General features: G+C 72.9%; 22 protein-coding genes. 14 read left to right on the top strand and 8 right to left on the bottom strand.

Annotation, left to right across the window (positions count from 1 at the left end):
- The first annotated feature begins 86 nt into the window (after positions 1-86).
- The 3 genes from K4S16_RS19670 (at position 87) to speB (ending at position 3,016) form a co-directional block, all read left to right on the top strand.
- Entirely contained in the window at positions 87-248 is a 162-nt protein-coding gene (locus K4S16_RS19670; RefSeq protein WP_149260743.1) for a DUF5670 family protein, read from the top strand.
- A gap of 102 nt (positions 249-350) precedes the next feature.
- Positions 351-1,895, top strand: a complete 1,545-nt coding sequence (locus tag K4S16_RS19665) for an alpha/beta hydrolase domain-containing protein (protein WP_200841976.1) — start codon at positions 351-353, stop codon at positions 1,893-1,895.
- A gap of 101 nt (positions 1,896-1,996) precedes the next feature.
- A complete protein-coding gene (speB, locus tag K4S16_RS19660; protein ID WP_149260438.1) occupies positions 1,997-3,016 on the top strand; it encodes an agmatinase in 1,020 nt (339 codons plus the stop codon).
- A 12-nt stretch (positions 3,017-3,028) separates the two neighbouring features.
- Here speB and K4S16_RS19655 read toward each other — a convergent pair whose 3' ends face one another.
- Complete coding sequence (locus K4S16_RS19655; RefSeq protein ID WP_149260437.1) at positions 3,029-3,382, bottom strand: PRC-barrel domain-containing protein; 354 nt, start codon at positions 3,380-3,382, stop codon at positions 3,029-3,031.
- A gap of 61 nt (positions 3,383-3,443) precedes the next feature.
- Positions 3,444-4,271 (bottom strand): MBL fold metallo-hydrolase, encoded by an 828-nt coding sequence (locus tag K4S16_RS19650; RefSeq protein ID WP_149260436.1) that lies wholly within the window; start codon positions 4,269-4,271, stop codon positions 3,444-3,446.
- Between the two features lie 157 nt (positions 4,272-4,428).
- On the opposite strand from K4S16_RS19650, the gene K4S16_RS19645 reads away from it, so the two are divergent.
- From K4S16_RS19645 to K4S16_RS19625, 5 genes are all read left to right on the top strand, one after another.
- A complete protein-coding gene (locus tag K4S16_RS19645; protein WP_149260435.1) occupies positions 4,429-5,256 on the top strand; it encodes an SAM-dependent methyltransferase in 828 nt (275 codons plus the stop codon).
- Complete coding sequence (locus K4S16_RS19640) at positions 5,253-5,468, top strand: DUF397 domain-containing protein (protein ID WP_149260434.1); 216 nt, start codon at positions 5,253-5,255, stop codon at positions 5,466-5,468. The genes K4S16_RS19645 and K4S16_RS19640 overlap by 4 nt, the downstream gene beginning before the upstream one ends.
- A gap of 119 nt (positions 5,469-5,587) precedes the next feature.
- Complete coding sequence (locus tag K4S16_RS19635; RefSeq protein WP_160160963.1) at positions 5,588-6,430, top strand: helix-turn-helix transcriptional regulator; 843 nt, start codon at positions 5,588-5,590, stop codon at positions 6,428-6,430.
- Positions 6,431-6,437: 7 nt separating this feature from the next.
- Positions 6,438-6,635, top strand: a complete 198-nt coding sequence (locus K4S16_RS19630; RefSeq protein WP_149260432.1) for a DUF397 domain-containing protein — start codon at positions 6,438-6,440, stop codon at positions 6,633-6,635.
- A gap of 344 nt (positions 6,636-6,979) precedes the next feature.
- Positions 6,980-7,732, top strand: coding sequence for an ATP-binding protein (locus K4S16_RS19625; protein WP_149260431.1), 753 nt, complete (start codon positions 6,980-6,982; stop codon positions 7,730-7,732).
- Between the two features lie 27 nt (positions 7,733-7,759).
- On the opposite strand, the gene K4S16_RS19620 is transcribed toward K4S16_RS19625, so the two are convergent.
- On the bottom strand, positions 7,760-8,596 hold the full coding sequence (locus K4S16_RS19620) for a helix-turn-helix transcriptional regulator (protein ID WP_149260430.1): 837 nt from the start codon (positions 8,594-8,596) through the stop codon (positions 7,760-7,762).
- 199 nt (positions 8,597-8,795) lie between these two features.
- Between K4S16_RS19620 and K4S16_RS19615 the strand changes: the two genes are divergently transcribed.
- The 3 genes from K4S16_RS19615 to K4S16_RS19600 all read left to right on the top strand — a co-directional run bounded on the left by K4S16_RS19615 (position 8,796) and on the right by K4S16_RS19600 (position 13,378).
- Complete coding sequence (locus K4S16_RS19615; RefSeq protein ID WP_149260429.1) at positions 8,796-9,554, top strand: SDR family NAD(P)-dependent oxidoreductase; 759 nt, start codon at positions 8,796-8,798, stop codon at positions 9,552-9,554.
- A gap of 416 nt (positions 9,555-9,970) precedes the next feature.
- Entirely contained in the window at positions 9,971-10,255 is a 285-nt protein-coding gene (locus K4S16_RS19605) for a putative quinol monooxygenase (protein WP_149260428.1), read from the top strand.
- 57 nt (positions 10,256-10,312) lie between these two features.
- Positions 10,313-13,378: a BTAD domain-containing putative transcriptional regulator gene (locus tag K4S16_RS19600; protein WP_149260427.1), complete on the top strand. Its 3,066-nt coding sequence runs from the start codon at positions 10,313-10,315 to the stop codon at positions 13,376-13,378.
- Here K4S16_RS19600 and K4S16_RS19595 read toward each other — a convergent pair.
- From K4S16_RS19595 to K4S16_RS19575, 5 genes are all read right to left on the bottom strand, one after another.
- The gene (locus K4S16_RS19595; protein WP_235036924.1) at positions 13,360-14,169 is read right to left on the bottom strand and encodes an ABC transporter permease; all 810 of its coding nucleotides are present in this window, start codon (positions 14,167-14,169) and stop codon (positions 13,360-13,362) included. The genes K4S16_RS19600 and K4S16_RS19595 overlap by 19 nt on opposite strands.
- Positions 14,166-15,140 (bottom strand): ATP-binding cassette domain-containing protein, encoded by a 975-nt coding sequence (locus K4S16_RS19590; protein WP_149260426.1) that lies wholly within the window; start codon positions 15,138-15,140, stop codon positions 14,166-14,168. The genes K4S16_RS19595 and K4S16_RS19590 overlap by 4 nt, the downstream gene beginning before the upstream one ends.
- Positions 15,141-15,209: 69 nt before the next feature.
- A complete protein-coding gene (locus K4S16_RS19585; protein WP_149260425.1) occupies positions 15,210-15,515 on the bottom strand; it encodes a hypothetical protein in 306 nt (101 codons plus the stop codon).
- Between the two features lie 71 nt (positions 15,516-15,586).
- A complete protein-coding gene (locus K4S16_RS19580; RefSeq protein WP_149260424.1) occupies positions 15,587-16,906 on the bottom strand; it encodes a phosphotransferase family protein in 1,320 nt (439 codons plus the stop codon).
- A gap of 7 nt (positions 16,907-16,913) precedes the next feature.
- Positions 16,914-17,534 carry a TetR/AcrR family transcriptional regulator gene (locus K4S16_RS19575; RefSeq protein WP_149260423.1) on the bottom strand — a complete coding sequence of 207 codons (621 nt, stop codon included), beginning with the start codon at positions 17,532-17,534 and terminating at the stop codon, positions 16,914-16,916.
- 124 nt (positions 17,535-17,658) lie between these two features.
- On the opposite strand from K4S16_RS19575, the gene K4S16_RS19570 reads away from it, so the two are divergent.
- From K4S16_RS19570 to K4S16_RS19560, 3 genes are read left to right on the top strand one after another with little or no spacing between them, the layout of a single operon-like run.
- Positions 17,659-18,231 carry a VOC family protein gene (locus K4S16_RS19570; protein ID WP_149260422.1) on the top strand — a complete coding sequence of 191 codons (573 nt, stop codon included), beginning with the start codon at positions 17,659-17,661 and terminating at the stop codon, positions 18,229-18,231.
- Positions 18,215-18,856 carry a carboxymuconolactone decarboxylase family protein gene (locus K4S16_RS19565; protein WP_149260421.1) on the top strand — a complete coding sequence of 214 codons (642 nt, stop codon included), beginning with the start codon at positions 18,215-18,217 and terminating at the stop codon, positions 18,854-18,856. Before K4S16_RS19570 ends, K4S16_RS19565 begins: the two co-directional genes overlap by 17 nt.
- Entirely contained in the window at positions 18,856-20,010 is a 1,155-nt protein-coding gene (locus tag K4S16_RS19560) for an acyl-CoA dehydrogenase family protein (protein ID WP_149260420.1), read from the top strand. Before K4S16_RS19565 ends, K4S16_RS19560 begins: the two co-directional genes overlap by 1 nt.
- Positions 20,011-20,063: the final 53 nt, after the last annotated feature.

The raw sequence follows: 20,063 nt of genomic DNA, 5'->3' as shown, positions 1-20,063 counted from the left end.
GCGCATCAAGCTTCATTTACCGGGGACGAACCGCCCCGAACAGAACTGAGGCAGACCCCAGAGGAGGACCCCCAATGCCTTGGCTGATGATTCTGGTGCTTCTGCTGGCGCTGATCCTGTTCGGTGTCGGCTTCACGCTGAAGGTCCTGTGGATCCTGGCCGCGATCGTCCTGATCCTGTGGCTGCTGGGCTTCGTGGTCCGCAGCACGGGCCCGTCCGGCCGCCGCGGCCGCTGGTACCGCTGGTAGCACATAGAACGGCGCCGCCCCGTCCAGAGCCTGGACGGGGCGGCGCCGTTTCCGTGACCGGTGATTCGCGCGATGTGGAGGGCGGCGGAGGCGGCGGACACTGTGGCCCCCCGACACCTGGAGGTCATCGTGCGCTTCTCCCTGCGGATCCCATGGCGGCGCGTCGCCGCCGCGGCGACGGGAGCCGGGCTGCTTGCCGCCCTGCTGTACGCGTCGCCGCCCGCCCTGGCCGCCGCCCCCGGTCCGGTCGTCACCGTCCCGCCGGAAGGGAGCCACGGCTTCCCCTTCCTTGCGGCGGCCGAGGACCTCGGATCGTTCGGATACACCGAGAGCGAGTACTTCATCTCGGGTACCGCCACCTCCTACGCCAAGTCCGGCTGGTGGGGATCGGACGGCCGATGGGACGTGCGGGCGTCCGGGCAGGCCCCGTACAAGACGAGGCTCCTTGTGCGGCGCCCCGCCGACCCGGCGGCGTTCAACGGGACCGTCGTGGTCGAGTGGCTCAACGTGAGCGGGCAGCTCGAACTGTCGCCCGACTACTGGTTCGCGCGGGACGAGCTGCTGCGCAAGGGGTACGCGTGGGTCGGCGTCTCCGCGCAGTCGGTCGGCGTCAACGGGGGACTGGGGGAGATCCGCGGGCTCAAGGGATGGGACCCGGCCCGGTACGGCGGCCTCGTCCATCCCGGGGACGCCTTCTCCTACGACATCTTCTCCCAGGCCGGGCAGGCGCTCCGCGACCCGGACGGGCCGGACCCGCTCGGCGGCCTGGCGGTGCGGACGCTGCTGGCCGACGGGGAGTCGCAGTCCGCCGGCCTCATGACCACCTACGCCAACGCCGTCCAGCCCGTCTCGCGGGTCTACGACGGCTTCATGATCCACAGCAACGGCGCGGTCGGCGCCCCGATCAGCGGTGAGCTGGCCGACACCCTGTGGATGCCGAACCCGTCCCGTATCCGGACGGACCTGTCCGTTCCCACGTTCGTGGTGCTGACCGAGACCGACGTCCCGCTCGCGGCGGCCGCGCGCCAGCCGGACACCGACCGGGTCGTGCACTGGGAGCTGGCCGGCACCTCGCACGGCGACCAGTGGGCCTACGACCTGGGCGGGCCGACGGTGAAGAAGTCCGCGGGATCGGCAGCGCCGCAGCCCGACTGCGCGGCCGGGTCCGCCCCCTACAACGACGGGCCGGGGCACTACTCGATGAACGCGGCGCTGCGCCATCTGGCCGCGTGGGCGCGCGGCGGGGCGCGGCCGCCGGCCGGGGCGCCGCTCGACACGGTCCTGCGCGACCCGCGCACCGGGCTCGCGACCGGCGGCATCCGGCTGCCGGACGTCGCGGTGCCGACCCGGACGCTCACCGGGATGCGCGACACCAGTGGCAGCGGCGTCTTCTGCGTGCTGTACGGCGCTCGGGACGCGTGGAACGGCAGCAGCGACCCCTGGGACCGGCATGACTCGGGCGACCCGTCCGATCCGTCCCTTCCGTGGACGCCGGAGCCGGTGCTCAGCCTGCTCTACCCGACGCACGCGGGCTACGTGGGCAAGGTCCGGACGGCCGCGCAGGCGTCGGTGGGCGCGGGCCACCTGCTGCCCGAGGACGCGGCGACGATCATCGCCGCCGCGGAGGACTCCGGCATCGGCGGCTGACCCCCCGCCGAGCGGCGGCCCCGTCCCGAGATCCGTCCGGGACGGGGCCGTCCGCACATCGGACGCGTCCGGCGCGGGAAGGGAGAGGGAGGAGGTGGCAGATGGCCGAGAGGTACGGACCGCAGTTCGGTCCCGACATCACGTTCCTGGGGGTGCCGCGCTGCACCTGGTCCGACCCGTCCACGTACGAGGACGCCGACGTGGTCATCCTCGGAGCGCCGTTCGACGGCGGCACGTCCCACCGGCCGGGGACCCGGTTCGGTCCGCAGTACATCCGGCAGACCTGCTACCTGCCCCAGTACGGCTCGCGGCCGTCCCTGGCCCTGCGGGTGGACGGCCTGCGCGGCGACCTGACGGTCTACGACGCCGGCGACGTCGAGATGTACTCCGGGGACGCCGAGCGCTCCGTCCGGTCGCTGCAGGCGGCGGTGTACGCCATCGCCCGTACCGGGACGATCCCGCTCGTCCTCGGCGGTGACCATACGATCGCGTGGCCCGACGCCGCCGGGGTGGCCGACCACCTGGGCGCCGGACGGGTCTCGATGGTCCACTTCGACGCGCACGCCGACACCGGCGACGTGGCCTTCGGCTCGCTGATCGGGCACGGGCAGCCGATGCGGCGGCTGATCGAGTCCGGGGCGGTGCGCGGCGACCGGTTCCTGCAGCTGGGCCTGCGCGGGTACTGGCCCGGCCCGGAGACGCTGGCGTGGATGGCCGCGCAGGGCATGCGCTCCTACGAGATGAGCGAGATCGTCGCCCGCGGGCTGGACGAGTGCATGACCGAGGCGTTCGAGATCGCCACCGACGAGTGCGACGGGGTCTTCCTGTCGGTCGACATCGACGTGTGCGACCCGGGCCACGCCCCCGGCACCGGCACGCCCGAGCCCGGCGGGCTGACCGCGCGCCAGCTCCTGGACGCGGTCCGGCGCGTCACCTACGAGCTACCGGTCGTCGGCGTCGACGTCGTGGAGGTGTCCCCGCCCTACGACCACGCCGACATCACTTCGGCCCTGGCCAACCGCGTGGTGCTGGAGGCGCTGTCGGGCATCGCCCGTCGCCGTCGCGACGACCGCGACGGGACGTCCTGGGACCCTCGTCGTCCCCTGCTCGACGGACGCTAGCGCCAGGACGGGTCAGCGCCGGGCGAGGCGCCGCTCGTCCGGGGCCGCGCGGTAGGGAAGGCTGTAGTAGGCGAAGACCTCGGGTTCGGCGTCGGCGAAGAGCTCGCCGTTGGTGTCGATCGCCGGAGCGCCCTTGACCCGCTTCTTGTCGTGCGCGACACGGAGGTGGTCGGGGCCCACCGTGGAGCCGTCCAGCGGCACGAACACCAGCCGCTGCCGGGTCGGCACGCCGATCTTCACCGTGGCGAACGAGGGCTGGTCGGTGAGCGTGTCGACGTAGACGGCCTCCAGCGGCCCGATCTTGCTTCCGGACGCGTCGATCACGCTCCGGCCGCGCCATTGCCGTATGTCCTCGATCTCGAACATGTCCTGTCCAACCGTAGGTTCACCTGTGCATCTACCCAGCTCAGAGCGGATGTACCGGGCGTCAGGAGTGCCGGAAGGTGTGGGTCTCCCCCGGCGCGACGTACGCGGCCCGGTCGGACAGGCCGCGGCGGTCCAGCTCGCGCCTGAAGTCGTCCAGGGGCGACTTGAACACGCTGTAGTCGTTGTAGTGGACGGGCACCGCGGTCGCCGGACGGAGCGTCTCGACGAGGTCCGCGCCCTGGGCGCCGTCCATGGTGACCACGAGCCCGCCGGGCAGCGTGGTGCCGCCCAGGTGGAGGACGGCGAGGTCGATGTCGGAGTTGCGGCGGGCGATCTGGTGGATGCCGTCGAACATCAGGGTGTCGCCGGTGATGTAGAGACGGAACTGCACGTCGCCGGTCGCGGGGCCGAATTCGAGGAGGCTCCCCATGACCGGAGGCAACATCCTCCGGAAGGGGCCGGGGGCGTGCCTGCCAGGCATGGACGTGATGCGTAGCAGCGCGCCGCCCTTCACGAGGGTGTGCGACTCCCAGGTGCGCAGGCCGACCGCGTGGCGGAAGCGGTGCCACCCCTGGAGGCGCCGGGCCGCGTGCGGCGTGGTGACGATGGGCAGGCCCCGGTCTAGTTTCGCGCGGGCGATCCGGTCCCAGTGGTCGCCGTGCAGGTGGGACAGGACGACGGCGTCCAGGCGCGGGAGGTCGGCGGGTCGCAGTGCGGGCTCGGTGAGCCGCCGGGTGGTCAGCCCGAAGCCGAGATAGGCGCGCTGCCCGCGGTGCAGGAAGTTGGGGTCGGTCAGCAGGGTGAACGGCCCGCAGCGCAGCAGCGTCGTCGCGTTGCCGATGAACTGCATCGTGAGTTGGCGGAGCGCGAGATCCGGTGCGGTTTTCATGCTTTTCCCCCTTTGCGCCGGTCATGCCCCCCAAAGGGCGTGCGAACCCTGCGGAAGTGGCCACGGCAAAGCCGGACAACCCTTGCGAAGCAGCACGGAAGGGCCGACCCTTGCTTCATAATTCGTGCATCACAAGTTGCGGCATAGGAGGCCGAGGTTGAGCGAGACCGAGCAGGCTCCGCCCGGAGTGGACACCACCGTCCCGAGCCCGGCCCGGATGTACGACTTCTACCTCGGCGGCACCGACAATTTCGAGGTCGACCGGGCGGCGGCCGAGAAGGTGCTGGCGAACATGCCGGAGGCGGGGGACGCGGCCTGGGCGAACCGCGGCTTCCTGCAGCGCTCGGTGCGGTGGCTGGCCCAGCACGGGATCCGGCAGTTCATCGACGTCGGCGCGGGCCTGCCGACCATGAACAACACGCACGACGCGGCGCAGGCGGTCGCGCCCGACGCGTGCGTGCTGTACGCCGACAACGACCCGATGGTCCGGGCGCACGCCGAGAAGCTGCTGGCGGGGTCCACCGGGACGGCGTTCATCACCGCCGACTTCCGCGACCCCGAAGGCGTGCTCGGGCACGAGGTCACGGGCAAGATGATCGACCTGTCGCAGCCGGTCGCGCTGCTGGCCGTGGCGCTGGTCCACTTCATCCCGGACGGGGACGACCCGTGGGGGATCGTCCAGCGGTACATGGAGCGGCTGGCGCCCGGCAGCTACCTGGTGCTGTCCGCCGGCACCGGCGACCGGCAGGCCGACCGCGCGGTCGGCACGATCAGGGACGTGTACGCCAAGTCCACCGCGAGCGTCCATCTGCGGTCGCGCGCGGAGGTCGAGCGCTTCTTCACCGGTCTGGAGATCGTCCCGCCGTGGGAGGGGGCGGCGGCGAAGGTCTGCTACATCGGTGAGTGGGGCGCTGAGGACCCCGAGGCGGCCGACAGTGACGGCTCGCGGTGGGCGTACTGCGCCGTGGCCAGGAGGAACGGGTGAGGAAGCCGTCCGTCGAGGAACTGGGCATCGATCCCGACGCCCTGGAATGGCGGCGCTCGCAGACCGACGAGGGCGGCATCGAGGTCGCCTTCGCCGGCGAGTGGACGCTCCTGCGCACGTCCGGCGAGCTCGTCTCGGTGTTCGACGAGCACGAGTGGGCCTGCTTCCTCGACGGGGTGCGGAACGGGGAGTTCGACCACGCGGCTTCCTGAACCCGGGCCTCCTGGACCCGGGCTTCCTGAACCCGGGCTTCCTGAACCGGCCAAATCTGTGAATCACAAATTCGGAGGCGTATGCTGATGCCGGTGGCAGGTCGAGGGAGGTGGCGCCGGTGAGCGATGCCTACGGGGCCACCATCGCCAAGCGGGGGCTGGCGCGCCGCCTGAAGGAGCTGCGCGTCGAGGCCGGATACACGGCCAACCAGGTCTGCGACCGGCTGAACTGGGGCCGGGGGAAGGTCGGGCGGTTCGAGGCCAACAACTGGGTGCGGCCCGAGCTCAGCGACATCCGCGACCTGGCGCGCATCTACGAGGGCAGTGACCTCGGCGAACTGGAGGAGCTGGCCGGCCGTGCGCGGCGGCGGGCCTGGTGGCGTGACTACCCGGACGTGTTCGACAACGAGTTCCCGGGTTTCGAGAGCGACGCGTCGAGCATCCGGGTGGTCATGCCGCTGGTGCTGCCGGGCCTCCTCCAGACCCTCCCGTACATGCAGGCGCTGCTGTCGTCCGGCACGAGGACGCCGGAGTGGCGCGAGCGCGCGATGCGGGCCCGGCTGCGCCGGCAGCAGATCCTCGACCGGGACGACGGGACGGCCCCGGAACTGGTCGCGGTCATCACCGAGGCGTCCCTGCTGTACGAGTGGGGCGACCCGGGCGACCGGCGCGCGCAGTTCGCGCACCTGCTCGGCATGTCCCAGCGCCCGAACGTGGAAGTGAGGCTGCTGCGCCTCGCCGACGGGATGCACCCGGGCATGTCCACGCTGGTCAACATCTTCCGGTTCCCCGGCGGCGAGCCGCCCATGGTCTTCCTGGAGAACGACGCGGACGTCCAGGAGATCGACACCCCCGACGACGTGGAGGCCTATGACCGGCTCTTCGACCAGATCCGCCAGGCGGCGCTCGCTCCCGCCGACACCGCGGAGCACCTGAGGAAAGTGATCTCAACCCTGGAGTAGCACCGACATGGACCTCTCTCAGGCACGGTGGGTCAAGGCGACCGCCAGCGCCAGCAGCAACGGGGGCTGTGTCGAGGTCGCCGACCTCGACACGGCCGCGGCGCTGCGCGACAGCAGGACCCCCGAGGCCGGGGCGCACGTCGTCTCCCGGTCCGTTCTCGCCGCGTTCCTCGCGGACGTGCGGGCGGGCCGGTACGACCGCTGAGCCGGGCCGCACACAGGATCCCCCAGGGCTGCACCCCTGGGGGATCCTTCATGTGTGCGGCCCTCTCTCAGGCGCCGCCCACGCTACAGCGGAAGGGGCCAATCGTCCCGGTACCCGCCGGTACACGCATGGGGCGCGGCGATGGGGAGCGGTATGGGGGCATTCGGGCACATCGGTGAACGTCTCACTCGTGCCCGCAACTTTCTTGCCGCGCCGCGGGGTCTTGCGGCGGAAGATGTGCAAAAGTGTATCTGTGATTCACACATAGCGACTCGCTAAGTCTTGAGGCTCATGTCGCGATTGTCGGAATCACGAATCTCCCCGCGAACCCCGAGGTGGGTGCCATGACGAAGTCCGCGACGATGTGCGGGATCCCCTGGAGGCTGGAGGACGGCGGCTGCGCGGCCCTGCCCCTGCCCGCGGACGACTCCATCGCCCACGTCGCGCGCTCCCACGTCACGGCACTCCTCCCGGCGCTCGGCCTGTCCGTCCAGGACGTCGACGACATCAAGCTCATGGTCAGCGAACTCGCCACGAACGCCCTGCAGCACGGCATGCCCCACGACGCCCCCGCGGGCGCCGAGCTCTGGGTCTACCAGCGCGACAACGGCCACGGCCGGGACGAACTGGTCGTCAAGGCCTTCGACACGCTCCGGGGCTGGCGGCCGTGCGACGGCGGCCCGGGCCGGCCCGACCACGGCCGCGGGCTGAAGGTCGTCGACATCCTCACGAAGGGCCGGTGGGGGCACCATCGGACCCGGTCGCGGCTGGGGACGCCGGCGGTCCGCGGCAAGGCGACCTGGTTCGCGCTGCCGCTCCCGCGCACCCTCCGCCGCCGCCGCGCCTGGCGGGTCGGCGGCCCCTACGCCGCCAAGGACCTGCGCACCCTGCTCGTCCAGCGCGGGCTCGACCACCTCGAACAGGAGGACGGCGAGGGCATGACCGTCCTCACCGACGGCCGCGGCCTGACCGTCCGGTGCGAGCCGGCGGCGTTCCGCTGGCGCGCCCCCTCCGGAGCGGCCGGCACACTCCCGATCATCGACATCACCGAAGCCTGCGAGCGGATCGTCGAGATCTGCGAGTCGCCACTCGGCTAGCGCCGAGTCGCGACCGGCGCGGAGTCGTCACGAGGCCGACGCCGGGCCGGGCGGCCGGTGCCTCTCCAGCGCGGCATTCAGAATGGCTCGGGACGGGCCCACCGGCGTTGCTATGTCGCTTATCAGGTCGTATCTGACCGCCATCTCCTGGACGTCGGACGGGTCCATCAGGAACCGTCCTCGCCCGGCCGCTTCGGTGTACGCGAGGTCGCTGCCGTCGACCGTGAGGATCCGGAAAGGGCCGTCGATCCCCGGATGGCCGGTTCCCTGGTTCTCCACGACGCGGATGCTGATGTGGGGGTGCTCGCTCAGTTCCAGCAGATGGGCGAGCTGGTTCCGCATGACCTCCGTTGAACCGACCACCTGTTCCAAGGCCGACCAGTGCAGGAGGGCGGCCACGCGCGGCGGGTTCTCCCTGTCGAGTACGGCCGCCTTGCGCGACATCCGCTGCTCCACGACCGTGTCGAGGTCGTGCGCGGTTCCGGTCGTCAGCGTGGCTCGTGCGTAGTCCGGTGTCTGGAAGAGCCCGGGGATCACGGACGCCTCCCACATGCGGATCCGCGACGCGCGCTGTTCGAACTCGGTGAGCGACGAGAGCCGGTCGCCCTCGTCGGCCGTCCCGGCGAAGCCGACCAGGTGCGCGAACATCCCGTCCGTCTTCCAGAGGCGGTCGACGGCCTCGGCGTGGGCCGGCTTGAGCCGGAGCGTCGCGGACTCGTACCGGGAGACGGTCGAGCGGTCGCAGTCGAGGACGTCGCCGAGAGCCTGCCCCGACATGCCCTGCGCCTCGCGGTAGCGGCGCAGGTGCACCGCGATGAAATGCCACATCGAGCGTGACGGGTCCAGTGAGTCTCGCGCCTGCATGGGCCCTCCCGGTTTGTTGCGATCCAATCCGGAACGTAGCGAACCTATCGCGGAGAGTGCGGGGTGTCCGGCGCATCAGCGGAAACGTCCGGGGAGGCCGGGCCGGCGCCGCCGGGATCGGGCCCCGGCGCGGCCGTCCGCGATGGCGGACCCGCCGACGGGAGAGTGATCATGGGCGTGGTCCACGGGAGGGAGTGCTGTGAGTCGGGCGTATGTGGTGACCGGGGGCGGGCGCGGGGTCGGCCGAGCGATAGTGGAGCGCCTCGCGGCGGACGGCGGGCATGTCGTCGTCATCGAGCTGGACGCGGCGGCGCTCGAATGGGCGCGGGACCGGGCGGACGTGACCGCGGTCGTGGGGAGCGCGGCGGACGAACGGGTCGCGGAGCGGGCCGCCGACGCGGCGCAGGAGGCGGGGACGCTCGCCGGGTGGGTCAACAACGCGGCCGTCTTCCGGGACGTCGCCGACCCGTCCCCGAAGGAGCTGCTCGGGCTCGTGGCGCTGAACTTCGACCCGGCGGTGGTGGGGTCCGTGACCGCCGTCCGGCGCTTCATGCAGGCGGGGACGGGCGGCGTCATCGTCAACGTCTCGTCGCACCAGGCGCAGCGTCCGGTGCGCGGATCGCTGCCCTACGCCACGGCGAAGGCGGCCGTCGAGGGGCTCAGCCGCGCGCTGGCCGTCGACTACGGGCCCCACGGCGTCCGGACGAACGTCGTCGCGCTCGGGTCGATCACCACCGAGCGGTACGAGGGGTTCCTTCGGCGGCAGGAGCCCGCGGAGGCCGCGCGCATCGAGGACGAGATGCGCCTTCTCCATCCGGTCGGGCGGGTGGGGCGGCCGGACGAGGTGGCCGCCGCCGTCGCCTATCTGCTCTCGGACGAGGCGAGCTTCGTCAACGGGGCCGTGCTTCCCGTGGACGGCGGGCGGCACGCGGTCGGGCGCGATCCCGAGGAGGCCTGAGAACCCCCGTGCTCCGACCCCGTGTTTCCCCGGACCACCTGGGAAAACGCGATAGTGGGACGCGCGGTCGAAGCCTCCGGTTGGCGGTCGGCCCGGACGTGGTCAGAAGTCCCCACTGAACGGTGAATACCGATACATCTTGCACCGCTACTGGGGCCGGAAGTGGTACGTGTGGAACAACACCGGTGACACCGCGTACCTGCTGTATCCCAATGGCCGGGTGGCGGACAAGTGCTCGTGGGGTCGGACGGGTTCCTCGAAGTACTGCTGAACGGTCCGCGTCACCCTGAGAGCGAGCCACCGGTCCTTCGGGCCGGTGGCTCGTCGCTTTCGCCCGTCCTCCCGGCGACGACTTTCCCGCGCCGGCGCGGTCTGCACCGGTGACCGGAAAGCGACAGGGATGCGAGGACCCTCACATGATCATCATTTCGGGGAGGCTCTACGTGGACGCCGGCGCCCGCGACGCCTATCTCGCCGGCTGTCGTCAAGCCGTCGAAATGGCCCGGACGGCACCCGGCTGCCTCGACTACGCGCTGTCGGCCGACATGCTGGAACCGGACCGGATCAACGTGTACGAGCGCTGGGAGTCCGGCGAGGACGTGGAGCGCTTCCGGGGAGCGGGCCCTGAGCCCGAGCAGGCGGCGCAGATCCGCGGTGCCGAGGTCATGCGGTACGTGATCTCTGCGGTCGAGGCCCCGTAGCCGGGCGCCACGCTCCGGTAGGCGCGGGCCGGAGCCTCGTGGTGGCAGAGTTGAGGCGTGCAGGTGGGGATCCTCGGGCCGCTGACGGTCACCGACCGGGGGCAGGACGTCGCCGTCGGTGGGGCGCGGTCGCGCGCGCTGCTGGTCCGGCTGGCGCTGGAACCGGGGCGCACCGTGACGGCCGAGTCGCTCGTCCGGGCGCTGTGGCCGGACGGCGGCCCATCGGACCGCGTGCACGCGTTGCAGGCCCTCGTCTCGCGGCTCCGCCGCCGGCTGCCCGCAGGCCGGCTGCGCTCGGTCCCCGGCGGCTACCTCCTGGACGCCGAGGCCGTCGACGCGCCCGAGTTCGAGCGGCTCGCCCGGGAGGGCGCGAAGGCGCTGCGGGAGGGGGATGCCGAGCGCGCCGCCGCGCGCCTGCGCGAAGCCCTCGGCCTGTGGCGCGGTGACGCTCTGGCCGACGCGGCCGGGACTCCGTTCGCCGACGCGGCGGCCGTCCGGCTGGAGGCGCTGCGGGTGTCGGCGACCGAGGACCGGCTGGCCGCCGAGCTGGCCGCCGGAGCCGACCCGGCGCGGCCGGCCGCGGAGCTGGAGGAGCTCGCGGCGCGGCATCCGCTGCGGGAGCGCCCCCGCGCGCTGCTGGTCGAGGCCCTGCACCGGGCGGGCCGCTCCGCCGAGGCCCTGGCGGTGTTCGAGCGGTTCAGGGGCGTCCTGGCCGAGGAGCTCGGCACCGACCCGGGCCGGGAGCTGCGGGACGCCTACCTCACCGTGCTGCGGACGGCCCCGAGGGAGCGGACGCGCGGCAACCTGCGGGTCCCGCCGACCAGCTTCGTCGGGCGGGAGGACGAGCGCGCGTGGATCGCGCGGCGCCTGTGGGAGGGCCGCCTCGTGACCCTCGTCGGCCCCGGCGGCGCGGGCAAGACGCGCCTCGCGGCCAGGGTCGGCGCGGAACTGGCCGAGCGGTTCCCGGGCGGCGTCTGGGCGGTGGAGCTGGCCGCCGCGGGCGATCCGGACGAGGTGCCGCGCGCGGTCGCCGGGGCGCTCGGCCTGCGGGACGGCGGGGGCCGGCTGGTGGAGGCGCTCTCCGCCGACGACACGCTGATCGTCCTGGACAACTGCGAGCACGTGGTGGAGGCGGCGGCCCGGCTGGTGGACGACCTGCTCGGCGACTGCCCCGGCCTGCGCGTCCTCGCGACGAGCCGCGAGCGCCTCGGCGTGGACGGCGAGGCGCTGTGCCCGGTGCCGCCGCTGGACGTGCCGGAGCCGGGCGAGGACGGGTTGGAGTCGGCGTCGGTGCGGCTGTTCGCCGAGCGTGCGGCGGCCGTCCGGCCCGGGTTCGCGGTGGACGGGTCCAACGCCGCCGTGGTCGGCGAGATCTGCCGCCGCCTCGACGGACTGCCGCTGGCCATCGAGCTGGCGGCCGCCCGGCTGCGGTCCCTGCCGCCCGAGCGGCTCGCGGCCCGGCTGGACGACCGGTTCCGGCTGCTGGCCGGCGGGAGCAGGACGTCCCTGCCCCGGCACCGGACGCTGCGCGCCGTCGTCGCCTGGAGCTGGGACCTGCTGGACGAGCGGGAGCGCCGCTTCGCCGAGCGGCTGTCGGTGTTCCCCGGGACGATCACGGCGGAGAGCGCGGCCCGGGTGACGGGCCGTCCCGACGCGCTGGAGGCGCTCGAAGACCTCCACGACCGCTCGCTGCTCCAGGTGGTGGACGGGCCCGGGCAGCGGTTCCGCATGCTGGAGACGATCCGCGAGTACGGGCGGGAGCGCCTCGCCGCCGAGGCCGCACCGGTCCGGGCCGCGCACGCCCGGTGCTTCCTGGAGCTGGCCGAGCGGGCGGAGCCGGGGCTGCGCCGCCCCGGGCAGCTCGAATGGATCTCGCTGCTGGCGGCCGAGCGCGACAACCTCCACGCCGCGCTCCAGCACGCCGTGGACACCGGCGACGCGGACACCGCCGTCCGGATGGGCGCCGCGCTGGCCTCCTTCTGGATGCTCCAGGGTGACCACGCCGAGGCGGCCCGAAGGCTGCGGCAGGCGCTGAGCGTGCCGCGGCGCGGGACCGCCCCGGGAGAGGCCGCCGCGCTGGGCGGCTACGTGTTCAACACCGTCCTGTCCGGCGGCGCCGCCCGCGACGACCCGCTGATCGGCGAGCGGCCGCAGAACGCGGACCATCCGCTGGCCGCGCTCATCGAGCCCGCCACCGCACTGCTGACCGGCGACACCACCGCCGGCCTGGCGGCGATCGACCGCGGTCTCCCCGGCGGTGATCCGTGGACGGGGGCCGCGCTGCGCCTGACGCGGGCGATGCTCAACGGCAACCGGGGCGAGATGGGGGAGGCCCGGCGCGACCTCGCCGCCGCCCAGGCCGGGTTCCGTGAGTCCGGGGAGCGGGGCGGCCTGGCCCTCGCGCTCGTCTTCGCGGCCGAGGTCGACACCGTCGCCGGGCACTTCGACGAGGCGGTCGAAGCGCTGGAGGAGTCGATCGGGCTGCTGCGCGAGCTGGGGCAGGACGTCGCGGCCGGCATGCAGCGGGTGATGCTCGCGGTGGCCCGCGCCCGGTCGGGCGACGCCGTGCGGGCCCGGGACGAGCTGACCGCGATGACCGCCCCGGGGGCCGGGACCCCCGCGCGCCACCTGGTGTCCGCCCGGCTCGCGCTCGGCGACCTCGCTCGCCACGCCGGCGCGGTGGACGAGGCCCGCGAGCAGTACGCCGCCGCCGCGCGCGAGCTCGACCGGCTGCCGCCCCACTTCCAGTTCCGGTCGCTGCTGGAGGGGGGCAAGGCGCACCTGGCGATCGGCCGGGACGATCCGGACGCGGCGCGCCGCCACCTGCGCGAGGCGCTTGCCCTGGCCGCCGACGCGCCCGACATGCCGGTCGCCGCCGTGGCCGGGTACGCGGTCGCCCGGCTCGCGGCGGGCGACTCTCCGGAGCGTGCGGCGGAGGCGCTCGGCGCCGCGTCCGTCCTGCGCGGTGCGCCGGACGCGTTCAACCCGGACGTGGTGCGGGTGGCGGGCCGCCTCCGCGAGACGCTGGGCGAGCGCGCCTACCGCGCCGCCTACGACCGCGGCCGTAGCCGGGACGTGCCCGGCGCGCTCGCCCTCCTGAACGATCAGCTGCGGCGCCGGTAGGCGTACCCGGCGAGCGGGCCGAACACCGCCAGGAACCCCGCCGACCACAGCAGCGTCATCGTCGCCGGATGCGCGACCGGGCCGCCGAGCAGCAGCCCGCGCGCGGCCTCCACCGCATCGCCGACCGGGTTGACCTTGACCCACGCCTGGAGCCAGCCCGGGAGCGTCGAGGTCGGCGCGACCATGTCGGTGCCGAACGCAAGCGGGAAGATCCCGAGGAACGCCACCGACTGCACGATGGTCTCCTCCCTGACCAGCACGCCGATGAGCACGTTGAGCCAGCCGAGCGAGAAGCCCAGCGCGGTGGCGAGCCCCACCGCCGCGAGCGCCGGCCCGAGACCGGTCTGGACGCGGAAGCCCATCAGGTAGCCGGTCGCGAACAGCACCGCGGCAGCGAGCACGTAGCGGACCAGGTCGCCGAGGACGATGCCGACCAGCGGCGCGGACCGCGCGATCGGCAGGCTCCGGAAGCGGTCGAAGACCCCCTTCTTGATGTCGGTGTTGATGTTCAGCCCGGTCGCCAGCATCCCGGCGAGGAGCATCGTCATCACGAGCACGCCGGGGAAGACGTACTGCAGGTACGCGTGCGTGGAGCCGGACACCGCGCCGCCGAACAGGTACACGAACAGCAGCAGGAAGACGACCGGCATGAACAGCGCGTCGCTGAGCACGCCGGGGTTGCGCCTCGTCTTGGTCAGGCTGCGGCCGGCGAGCAGCAGGCTCTGCCGCACCAGCCGGTGGCGGGTCCGCGCGGCGGGGCGCGCGGACGTCTTGATCGCGATGTCGGTCACGCCGCCCTCCCTTCCCGGGAGCCGGGCTCCTCGCGCGTGCCGTGGCCGGTCAGGGTGCGGAACACCTCGTCCAGGCTCGGGAGCCGGAGCGACAGTTCGGCGACGGCGATCCCGGCGGCCTCCAGGCGCCGGACGGCCTCGGCGAACGCCGCGCCGCCGTCGCCCATCACCGGAACCGTGACGACGTCCCGCCGGGGCGGGTCGACCTCCCGTCCCGACACCGCGCGCAGGATCGCGGCGGCCTCGCCCACCCGGCCGGGGTCGCGGGGCCGGACGGTGATCGTCTGCCCACCCGCGATCCCCTTCAGCGCGGCGGGCGTGCCGGTCGCGATGACGGTCCCGCGGTCGATGACGGCGATCTCGTCGGCGAGCGCGTCGGCCTCCTCCAGGTACTGCGTGGTCAGCAGGACGGTCCCGCCGTCCCGCGTCATCGACCGGATCAGCCGCCACGCCTCCTCGCGGCGGCCCGGGTCCAGGCCCGTCGTCGGCTCGTCCAGGCAGATCACCGCCGGCCGTCCGATCATGCTCGCCGCGAGGTCGAGGCGGCGCCGCATCCCGCCGGAGTAGCCCGACACGCGGCGCCCGGCGTCCTCGGCCAGCCCGAACCGCTCCAGCATCTCGGCGGCCCGGGCCCGCGCCTCCGCCTTGCGCAGGCCGAGGAGCCGCGCGATGAGGACGAGGTTCTCCGCCGCGGTGAGGTCCTCGTCCACCGACGCGTACTGCCCGGTGAGGCCGATCAGGTCCCGCACCTTCGCGGCCTCCCGGACGACGTCCAGCCCGTGGACCTCCGCCCGCCCCCCGTCGGGCCTCAGCAGTGTCGCGAGGATCCGTACGGCGGTCGTCTTCCCCGCCCCGTTCGGCCCGAGGACGCCGAGCACGGTGCCCGGCCGGGCCGCGAGGTCCACCCCGGACAGCGCGGTCGTCTTCCCGAATCGTTTGACCAGGCCCTCCGCCTGGAACGCGTAGCTCATGCCGCCGAGGCTGCCGGGCCGCGCTCACAAACCGCTCACACGCCGTCCGGCGGGATCGCGGGCGGCGGGTCAGTTCATGTCGAACTTGACCTTCTGCCCGTCCACCGAGGTGACCCGGATCCGCACCTGGCCGACCTGGACGGTCTTGCCCACCGGGGCCTTGGTCGGCGGCGAGCCGTCGGCCGACACGGTCATCCCGTCGCCCCCGATCTGGGTGATGGACAGGTCGACGTCGCTGACCTCGATGCTCTGCCCCGCGCCGGACACGGTCACGTGGCAACTGCCGTTCTTGCACGAGTAGGAGTTGCTCTGGCAACCGGTGAGTGCGAGCGCGCCCCCGAGCGCCAGCACGGGGAGAACTGCCCAACGCTTCATTTGTGCCCCCTTGGTCGAGCGTTTGGCATTACAGATGCGCGCGCTCGCCCAACGGTTCCCGTAATGCGCGGTCAGCCGCCGGGGAGGGAGAGGTGCCGGGGGTTCGCGACGGTCAGCTTGTCGGTCACCGAGGCCCGTACCGCGGCCACGACCTCGTCCATCCGGTCGTCGAGGGCGCCTTCGCGGATGGCCTCCGCCAGCTCCGCGTCGGTCGCGCATCCCAGGGTCTTCAGCCGGTTCTGGTGGGCGGCCCTGTGGGCGTCGCCGAGGAGGAGTTCCCTTCGCGCGATGCGGAGGGCGGACGCGGCGACGCGGGCATGGAAGCGGAGCCGGTCGTCGGGCTGTTCGGCCTCCGCCAGGAACGCGCCCACCGCGTCGATCAGGGCGTGCGCGTCCGGCCGGTCGTGCGGTGCGTTGTCCGGTGTCTCCGCGCCTTCGAGCGGATCCCGCACGGCGGCCGGCTCCGTCAGTCCCAGGGCCAGGAGCAGGTCGTGCTCCTGCTCGCAGACCTTCCGTCCCAGGACGGCGTACTCGATCGACGGATCCGTGCCGCTGAGGAAGCGCTCGGCCTGGTGGCGGCACAGGATCGTCCAGCGGAGGGTGCCGTACACCTCCCACCAGTGGAGCTCTTCGAGCGTGGGCGGGGTGCCTCCGGCGTCGGCGTAGCCGGCGAGCAGGTCTTCCCGGGTTCCGAACCCACCGGCGGGGTGCGGGGAACCGAACCGCCAGGCCTTCACGCAGAGCCAGCCGAGGTCCTCGGCGGGGTCGCCGAGGTGGGTGAGCTCCCAGTCCAGGACGCCGGTCACCCCGGTGGGAGAGATCATCAGGTTGCCGTTGCGGAAGTCGCCGTGCACGACCGTCCGGCGCCCGGGCGGGGGACGGTGGTCGCCCAGCCAGCGCAGCGCCAGCTCCACGGCGGGACGGGCCTCGAACGCCGCGTAGTGCTCGGTGAGCGCGCCCAGGGCGTCGTCGTCGGGCAGGCCGGGAACGGGCGACATCGTGTGCAGGCGGGCGAGGATGCCGCCCAGCTCGCGGGCCAGTCCGGGCCGGACGTCCGCGAAGCGCTCGTCGCGCAGGAGCCGCCGCGGGATCGTCTCCCCGGACAGCCGCTCCATGATCATGTAGGGCGCGCCGTCCAGGTCGTCGCCGTGGTCGGCCAGCCCCGGCACCGGGACACCGGCCTGCGCCGCCGAGGCGAGCAGGCCCGCCTCGCGTCCCATCGCCGTGGGGTCGAGGGAACCGGGCGGGTCGCGGCGCAGGATGAGGGGGCGGCCGCCCGCGTCGAACGACCAGGTCTCCCGGCTGGCGCCGCCCGACAGCCGGCGCAGCCCGGTGACCTGCGCGCCGAGCCGGTCCGCCAGCGCGGCGGCGAGATCGCGGGTCGGTTCCATGGCTCTCCTAGTCGGGCAGGCCGAGGGCGCGGACGCTGAGCAGGTCGAGGGTCTCCAGGAGGCGTTCGGCCCCCTGCGGGTCGCTGCCCTGGACGATCCACAGGTACAGGGAGTGGTCGACCATCGTGGCGAGGGCGCCCGCCGCCGTCTCCGGGTCGAGGTCGGACGGGACGAGCCCGTCGCGCTGCCAGCGCGCGATCACCCGCGCGGAGCGCGCCACCGAGGAGGCCCGGTGCTTGCGCCGCAGCTCCTGGAACTCCTCGTTGAAGGTGGCGACCTGCTCGATGATCGCCATCATCCGGGCGTTGCGCAGGTACGCCTCGTAGTAGGCGCGGTTGGCGCGGCGGACGCGGTCGGCGGGACCCGGCCCCGCGGTCGGTGCCGGCGCGTGGTCGGTCATCTCCTCGAACAGCCGGTCGGCGACCTCCAGGAACACCGCTTCCTTGGTCGGGAAGTAGGTGTAGAAGGAGCCGTAGGCGACCCCCGCGTGCCGGGTGATGTGCGCGACGCGGGTCTCCAGGAAGCCGCGCTCCTCGAACACCTCGCGGGCGGCGGCGAGCAGGCGCTCCCGCGTCCGGGCGCCGCGCTCGGTGAGCGGCCGGCCGCCGGGATCGTCGCCGCTTCCCATCGCCGTGGTCCCTTCGCCGGGGGTTGACAACCCGATGTCCGCAGGAACAGGATCCGAGCATCGGCCAACTTGATATGACTGTCAAGTCAACTTCCGTGGCGCGCTCCCGCCGCAAGGAGGTTCCATGAACACCGAGTTCGAACTGGGCGGCGTCAACCATCTGGCGCTGGTGTGCTCGGACATGAAGCGCACCGTCGACTTCTACTCCGGCGTCCTCGGCATGCCGCTGATCAAGACCATCGAGCTGCCGGGCGGCATGGGGCAGCACTTCTTCTTCGACTGCGGCGGCGGCGACTGCGTGGCGTTCTTCTGGTTCCCCGACGCCCCGGACGGCGTCCCCGGGATCTCGGCCCCCAAGGGGCGGCCCGAGGAGGGCGAGCTGCTCAGCGCCGTCGGGTCGATGAACCACGTCGCGTTCCACGTCCCGGCCGAGAAGTTCGACGAGTACCGGCGGCGGCTCAGGGACAAGGGCGTCACCGTCAGCCCCGTCCTCAACCACGACGACAGCCCGCTGGGCATCTCCCGCGACGTGAACGAAGGCGTCTTCGTCCGGTCGTTCTACTTCCAGGACCCGGACGGGATCCTCCTCGAGTTCGCCTGCTGGACGCGCACGTTCGACGACTCCGACGTCTCCCACGAACCGAAGACCGCCGCCGACCGTACCGCCGGGAAGGAAGCGCATGCCGCGACTGCGTGAGGTGCCGCGCGCCGAAGTCACCGACGAGCAGATCCTCTTCTTCTACGACCGCCTCTTCGCGCCCGACCGCGACCCGGCCGTCGACCACGGCACCGCGACCGGCTCGCCCGGCGACTGGTGGACGGTGTTCGCCCAGTCCCCGGACGTGTTCCGGCACGCCGTCCGCGGCTTCGCCCTGTACCGGAACGCCGACCTCGACCCCGTCCTGCGCGAGCTCGGCCAGTGCCGGGCCGGGTGGGCGCGCGGCAGCCAGTTCGTCTTCTCCCAGCACTGCAAGCAGATGCGCGCCCTCGGCATGCCCGAGGAGAAGATCGAGTCGATCCCGCACTGGCAGACGGCCGACTGCTACTCGCCCCTCGAACGCGCCGTGCTCGCCTACACCGACTGCCTCGTCCTGGACGGCGGGCGCGTCCCCGACGCCGTCTTCGAGGTGCTCCAGAAGCACCTGCCGGACAAGGAGATCCTCCAGCTCACCTACATCACCTGCATGTACGAGATGCACGCGACGATGTCGCGGGCGCTGCGGCTTGAGTTCGACGACCGCCCCGAGCCGGTCGTCGAGGTCGCGGCGCCCGAGGGATACGGAAGCCGCGACATCTCCTCCGACCTGACAGGGGAGGGCTGATGCTGTTCCCCGTGCCCGACCGGGTCCGGGACGTCCGGGACGCCGTCCACGCCTTCATGACCGAGCGTGTCGAACCGGCCGAGCCCGCGCTCAACGCCGGTGACCGCGAGAAGCTCCTGAAACTCCGCCAGGAGGCGAAGGACGAGGGCCTCTGGGCACTCGGCCACCCCACCGAACTCGGCGGCGGCGGCATGCCGTTCCTCGACTACGTCTACGTGAACGAGGTCCAGGGGCGCAGCGAGTGGGGGCAGCTCGCCCTCGGCACGTTCACCCTCCAGGACTCGCTCATGCTGCACAAGTACGCGAGCCCCCGCTGGCGCGAGCGCTACCTCGCCCCGATGGTCGCGGGCGAGGTCTCCCCGAGCTTCGCGATGACCGAGCCCGCCTATGCGGGCTCCGACCCGACCCAGCTCCGGACGAAGGCCGTCCTCGACGGCGACCACTGGGTCATCAGCGGCCGCAAGTGGTTCACCACGGGCGCCGGTGAGGCCGCCTACACCACGGTCATGTGCCGCACCGAGCCCGAGGGCACGGCCCCGCACCGCTCCTTCAGCATGATCGTCGTCCCGACGGACACGCCCGGCTACGAGATCGTCCGCGAGACGCCCGTCCTCGGCCTGAACGGCGGCCACTACGAGGTCGCCTACAACGACGTCCGGGTCCCGGCGGACAACCTCCTCGGCCCGCGCGGGCACGGCTTCGTCATCGCGCAGGAGCGGCTCGGCCCCGGCCGCATCTTCCACTGCATGCGCTGGCTCGGCCAGGCCCAGCGCGCCTTCGAGCTGATGTGCGCCCGCCTCGGGTCCCGCGTCGCGTTCGGCGAGCCGCTCTCGGGGAAGCAGCTGATGCAGCAGCACGTCTTCGACTCCTACACCGAGATCCAGGCCGCCCGCCTGCTCACCCTCCAGGCCGCCGAGCAGATCGACGCGGGCGACCAGGCCCGCATCGAGATCGGCGCCATCAAGGTGGTCGGCGCCCGCATGCTGCACAACGTCATCGACCGCGCCATCCAGGTCCACGGCGCCGCCGGCCTCACCGACGACACCCCCCTGTCCCGCATGTACCGCCACGCCCGCGAGGCCCGCATCTACGACGGCCCCGACGAGGTCCACATCCAGAGCACCGCCAAACGCATCCTCAAGAAACTCGGCTGAGCCGCCCGCCCGGACCTGCGACCGCTCACGCGGGTCCGGGCGGTACGGGGATC

This window comes from Actinomadura sp. K4S16 (assembly GCF_008327685.1).
Taxonomy (GTDB): domain Bacteria; phylum Actinomycetota; class Actinomycetes; order Streptosporangiales; family Streptosporangiaceae; genus Spirillospora.
Note: the sequence above shows the minus strand (reverse complement) of the source record. Positions and strands in the feature narration are given on the sequence as shown.

What these genes read in the sequence shown, in the direction of transcription:
- K4S16_RS19670 (WP_149260743.1), top strand. Translation starts at nt 87, where the DNA reads ATGATTCTGGTGCTTCTGCTGGCGCTGATCCTGTTCGGTGTCGGCTTC.
- speB (WP_149260438.1), top strand. Translation starts at nt 1,997, where the DNA reads ATGGCCGAGAGGTACGGACCGCAGTTCGGTCCCGACATCACGTTCCTG.
- K4S16_RS19655 (WP_149260437.1), bottom strand. Translation starts at nt 3,382, where the DNA reads ATGTTCGAGATCGAGGACATACGGCAATGGCGCGGCCGGAGCGTGATC.
- K4S16_RS19650 (WP_149260436.1), bottom strand. Translation starts at nt 4,271, where the DNA reads ATGAAAACCGCACCGGATCTCGCGCTCCGCCAACTCACGATGCAGTTC.
- K4S16_RS19630 (WP_149260432.1), top strand. Translation starts at nt 6,438, where the DNA reads ATGGACCTCTCTCAGGCACGGTGGGTCAAGGCGACCGCCAGCGCCAGC.
- K4S16_RS19625 (WP_149260431.1), top strand. Translation starts at nt 6,980, where the DNA reads ATGACGAAGTCCGCGACGATGTGCGGGATCCCCTGGAGGCTGGAGGAC.
- K4S16_RS19620 (WP_149260430.1), bottom strand. Translation starts at nt 8,596, where the DNA reads ATGCAGGCGCGAGACTCACTGGACCCGTCACGCTCGATGTGGCATTTC.
- K4S16_RS19605 (WP_149260428.1), top strand. Translation starts at nt 9,971, where the DNA reads ATGATCATCATTTCGGGGAGGCTCTACGTGGACGCCGGCGCCCGCGAC.
- K4S16_RS19590 (WP_149260426.1), bottom strand. Translation starts at nt 15,140, where the DNA reads ATGAGCTACGCGTTCCAGGCGGAGGGCCTGGTCAAACGATTCGGGAAG.
- K4S16_RS19585 (WP_149260425.1), bottom strand. Translation starts at nt 15,515, where the DNA reads ATGAAGCGTTGGGCAGTTCTCCCCGTGCTGGCGCTCGGGGGCGCGCTC.
- K4S16_RS19580 (WP_149260424.1), bottom strand. Translation starts at nt 16,906, where the DNA reads ATGGAACCGACCCGCGATCTCGCCGCCGCGCTGGCGGACCGGCTCGGC.
- K4S16_RS19575 (WP_149260423.1), bottom strand. Translation starts at nt 17,534, where the DNA reads ATGGGAAGCGGCGACGATCCCGGCGGCCGGCCGCTCACCGAGCGCGGC.
- K4S16_RS19570 (WP_149260422.1), top strand. Translation starts at nt 17,659, where the DNA reads ATGAACACCGAGTTCGAACTGGGCGGCGTCAACCATCTGGCGCTGGTG.
- K4S16_RS19565 (WP_149260421.1), top strand. Translation starts at nt 18,215, where the DNA reads ATGCCGCGACTGCGTGAGGTGCCGCGCGCCGAAGTCACCGACGAGCAG.
- K4S16_RS19560 (WP_149260420.1), top strand. Translation starts at nt 18,856, where the DNA reads ATGCTGTTCCCCGTGCCCGACCGGGTCCGGGACGTCCGGGACGCCGTC.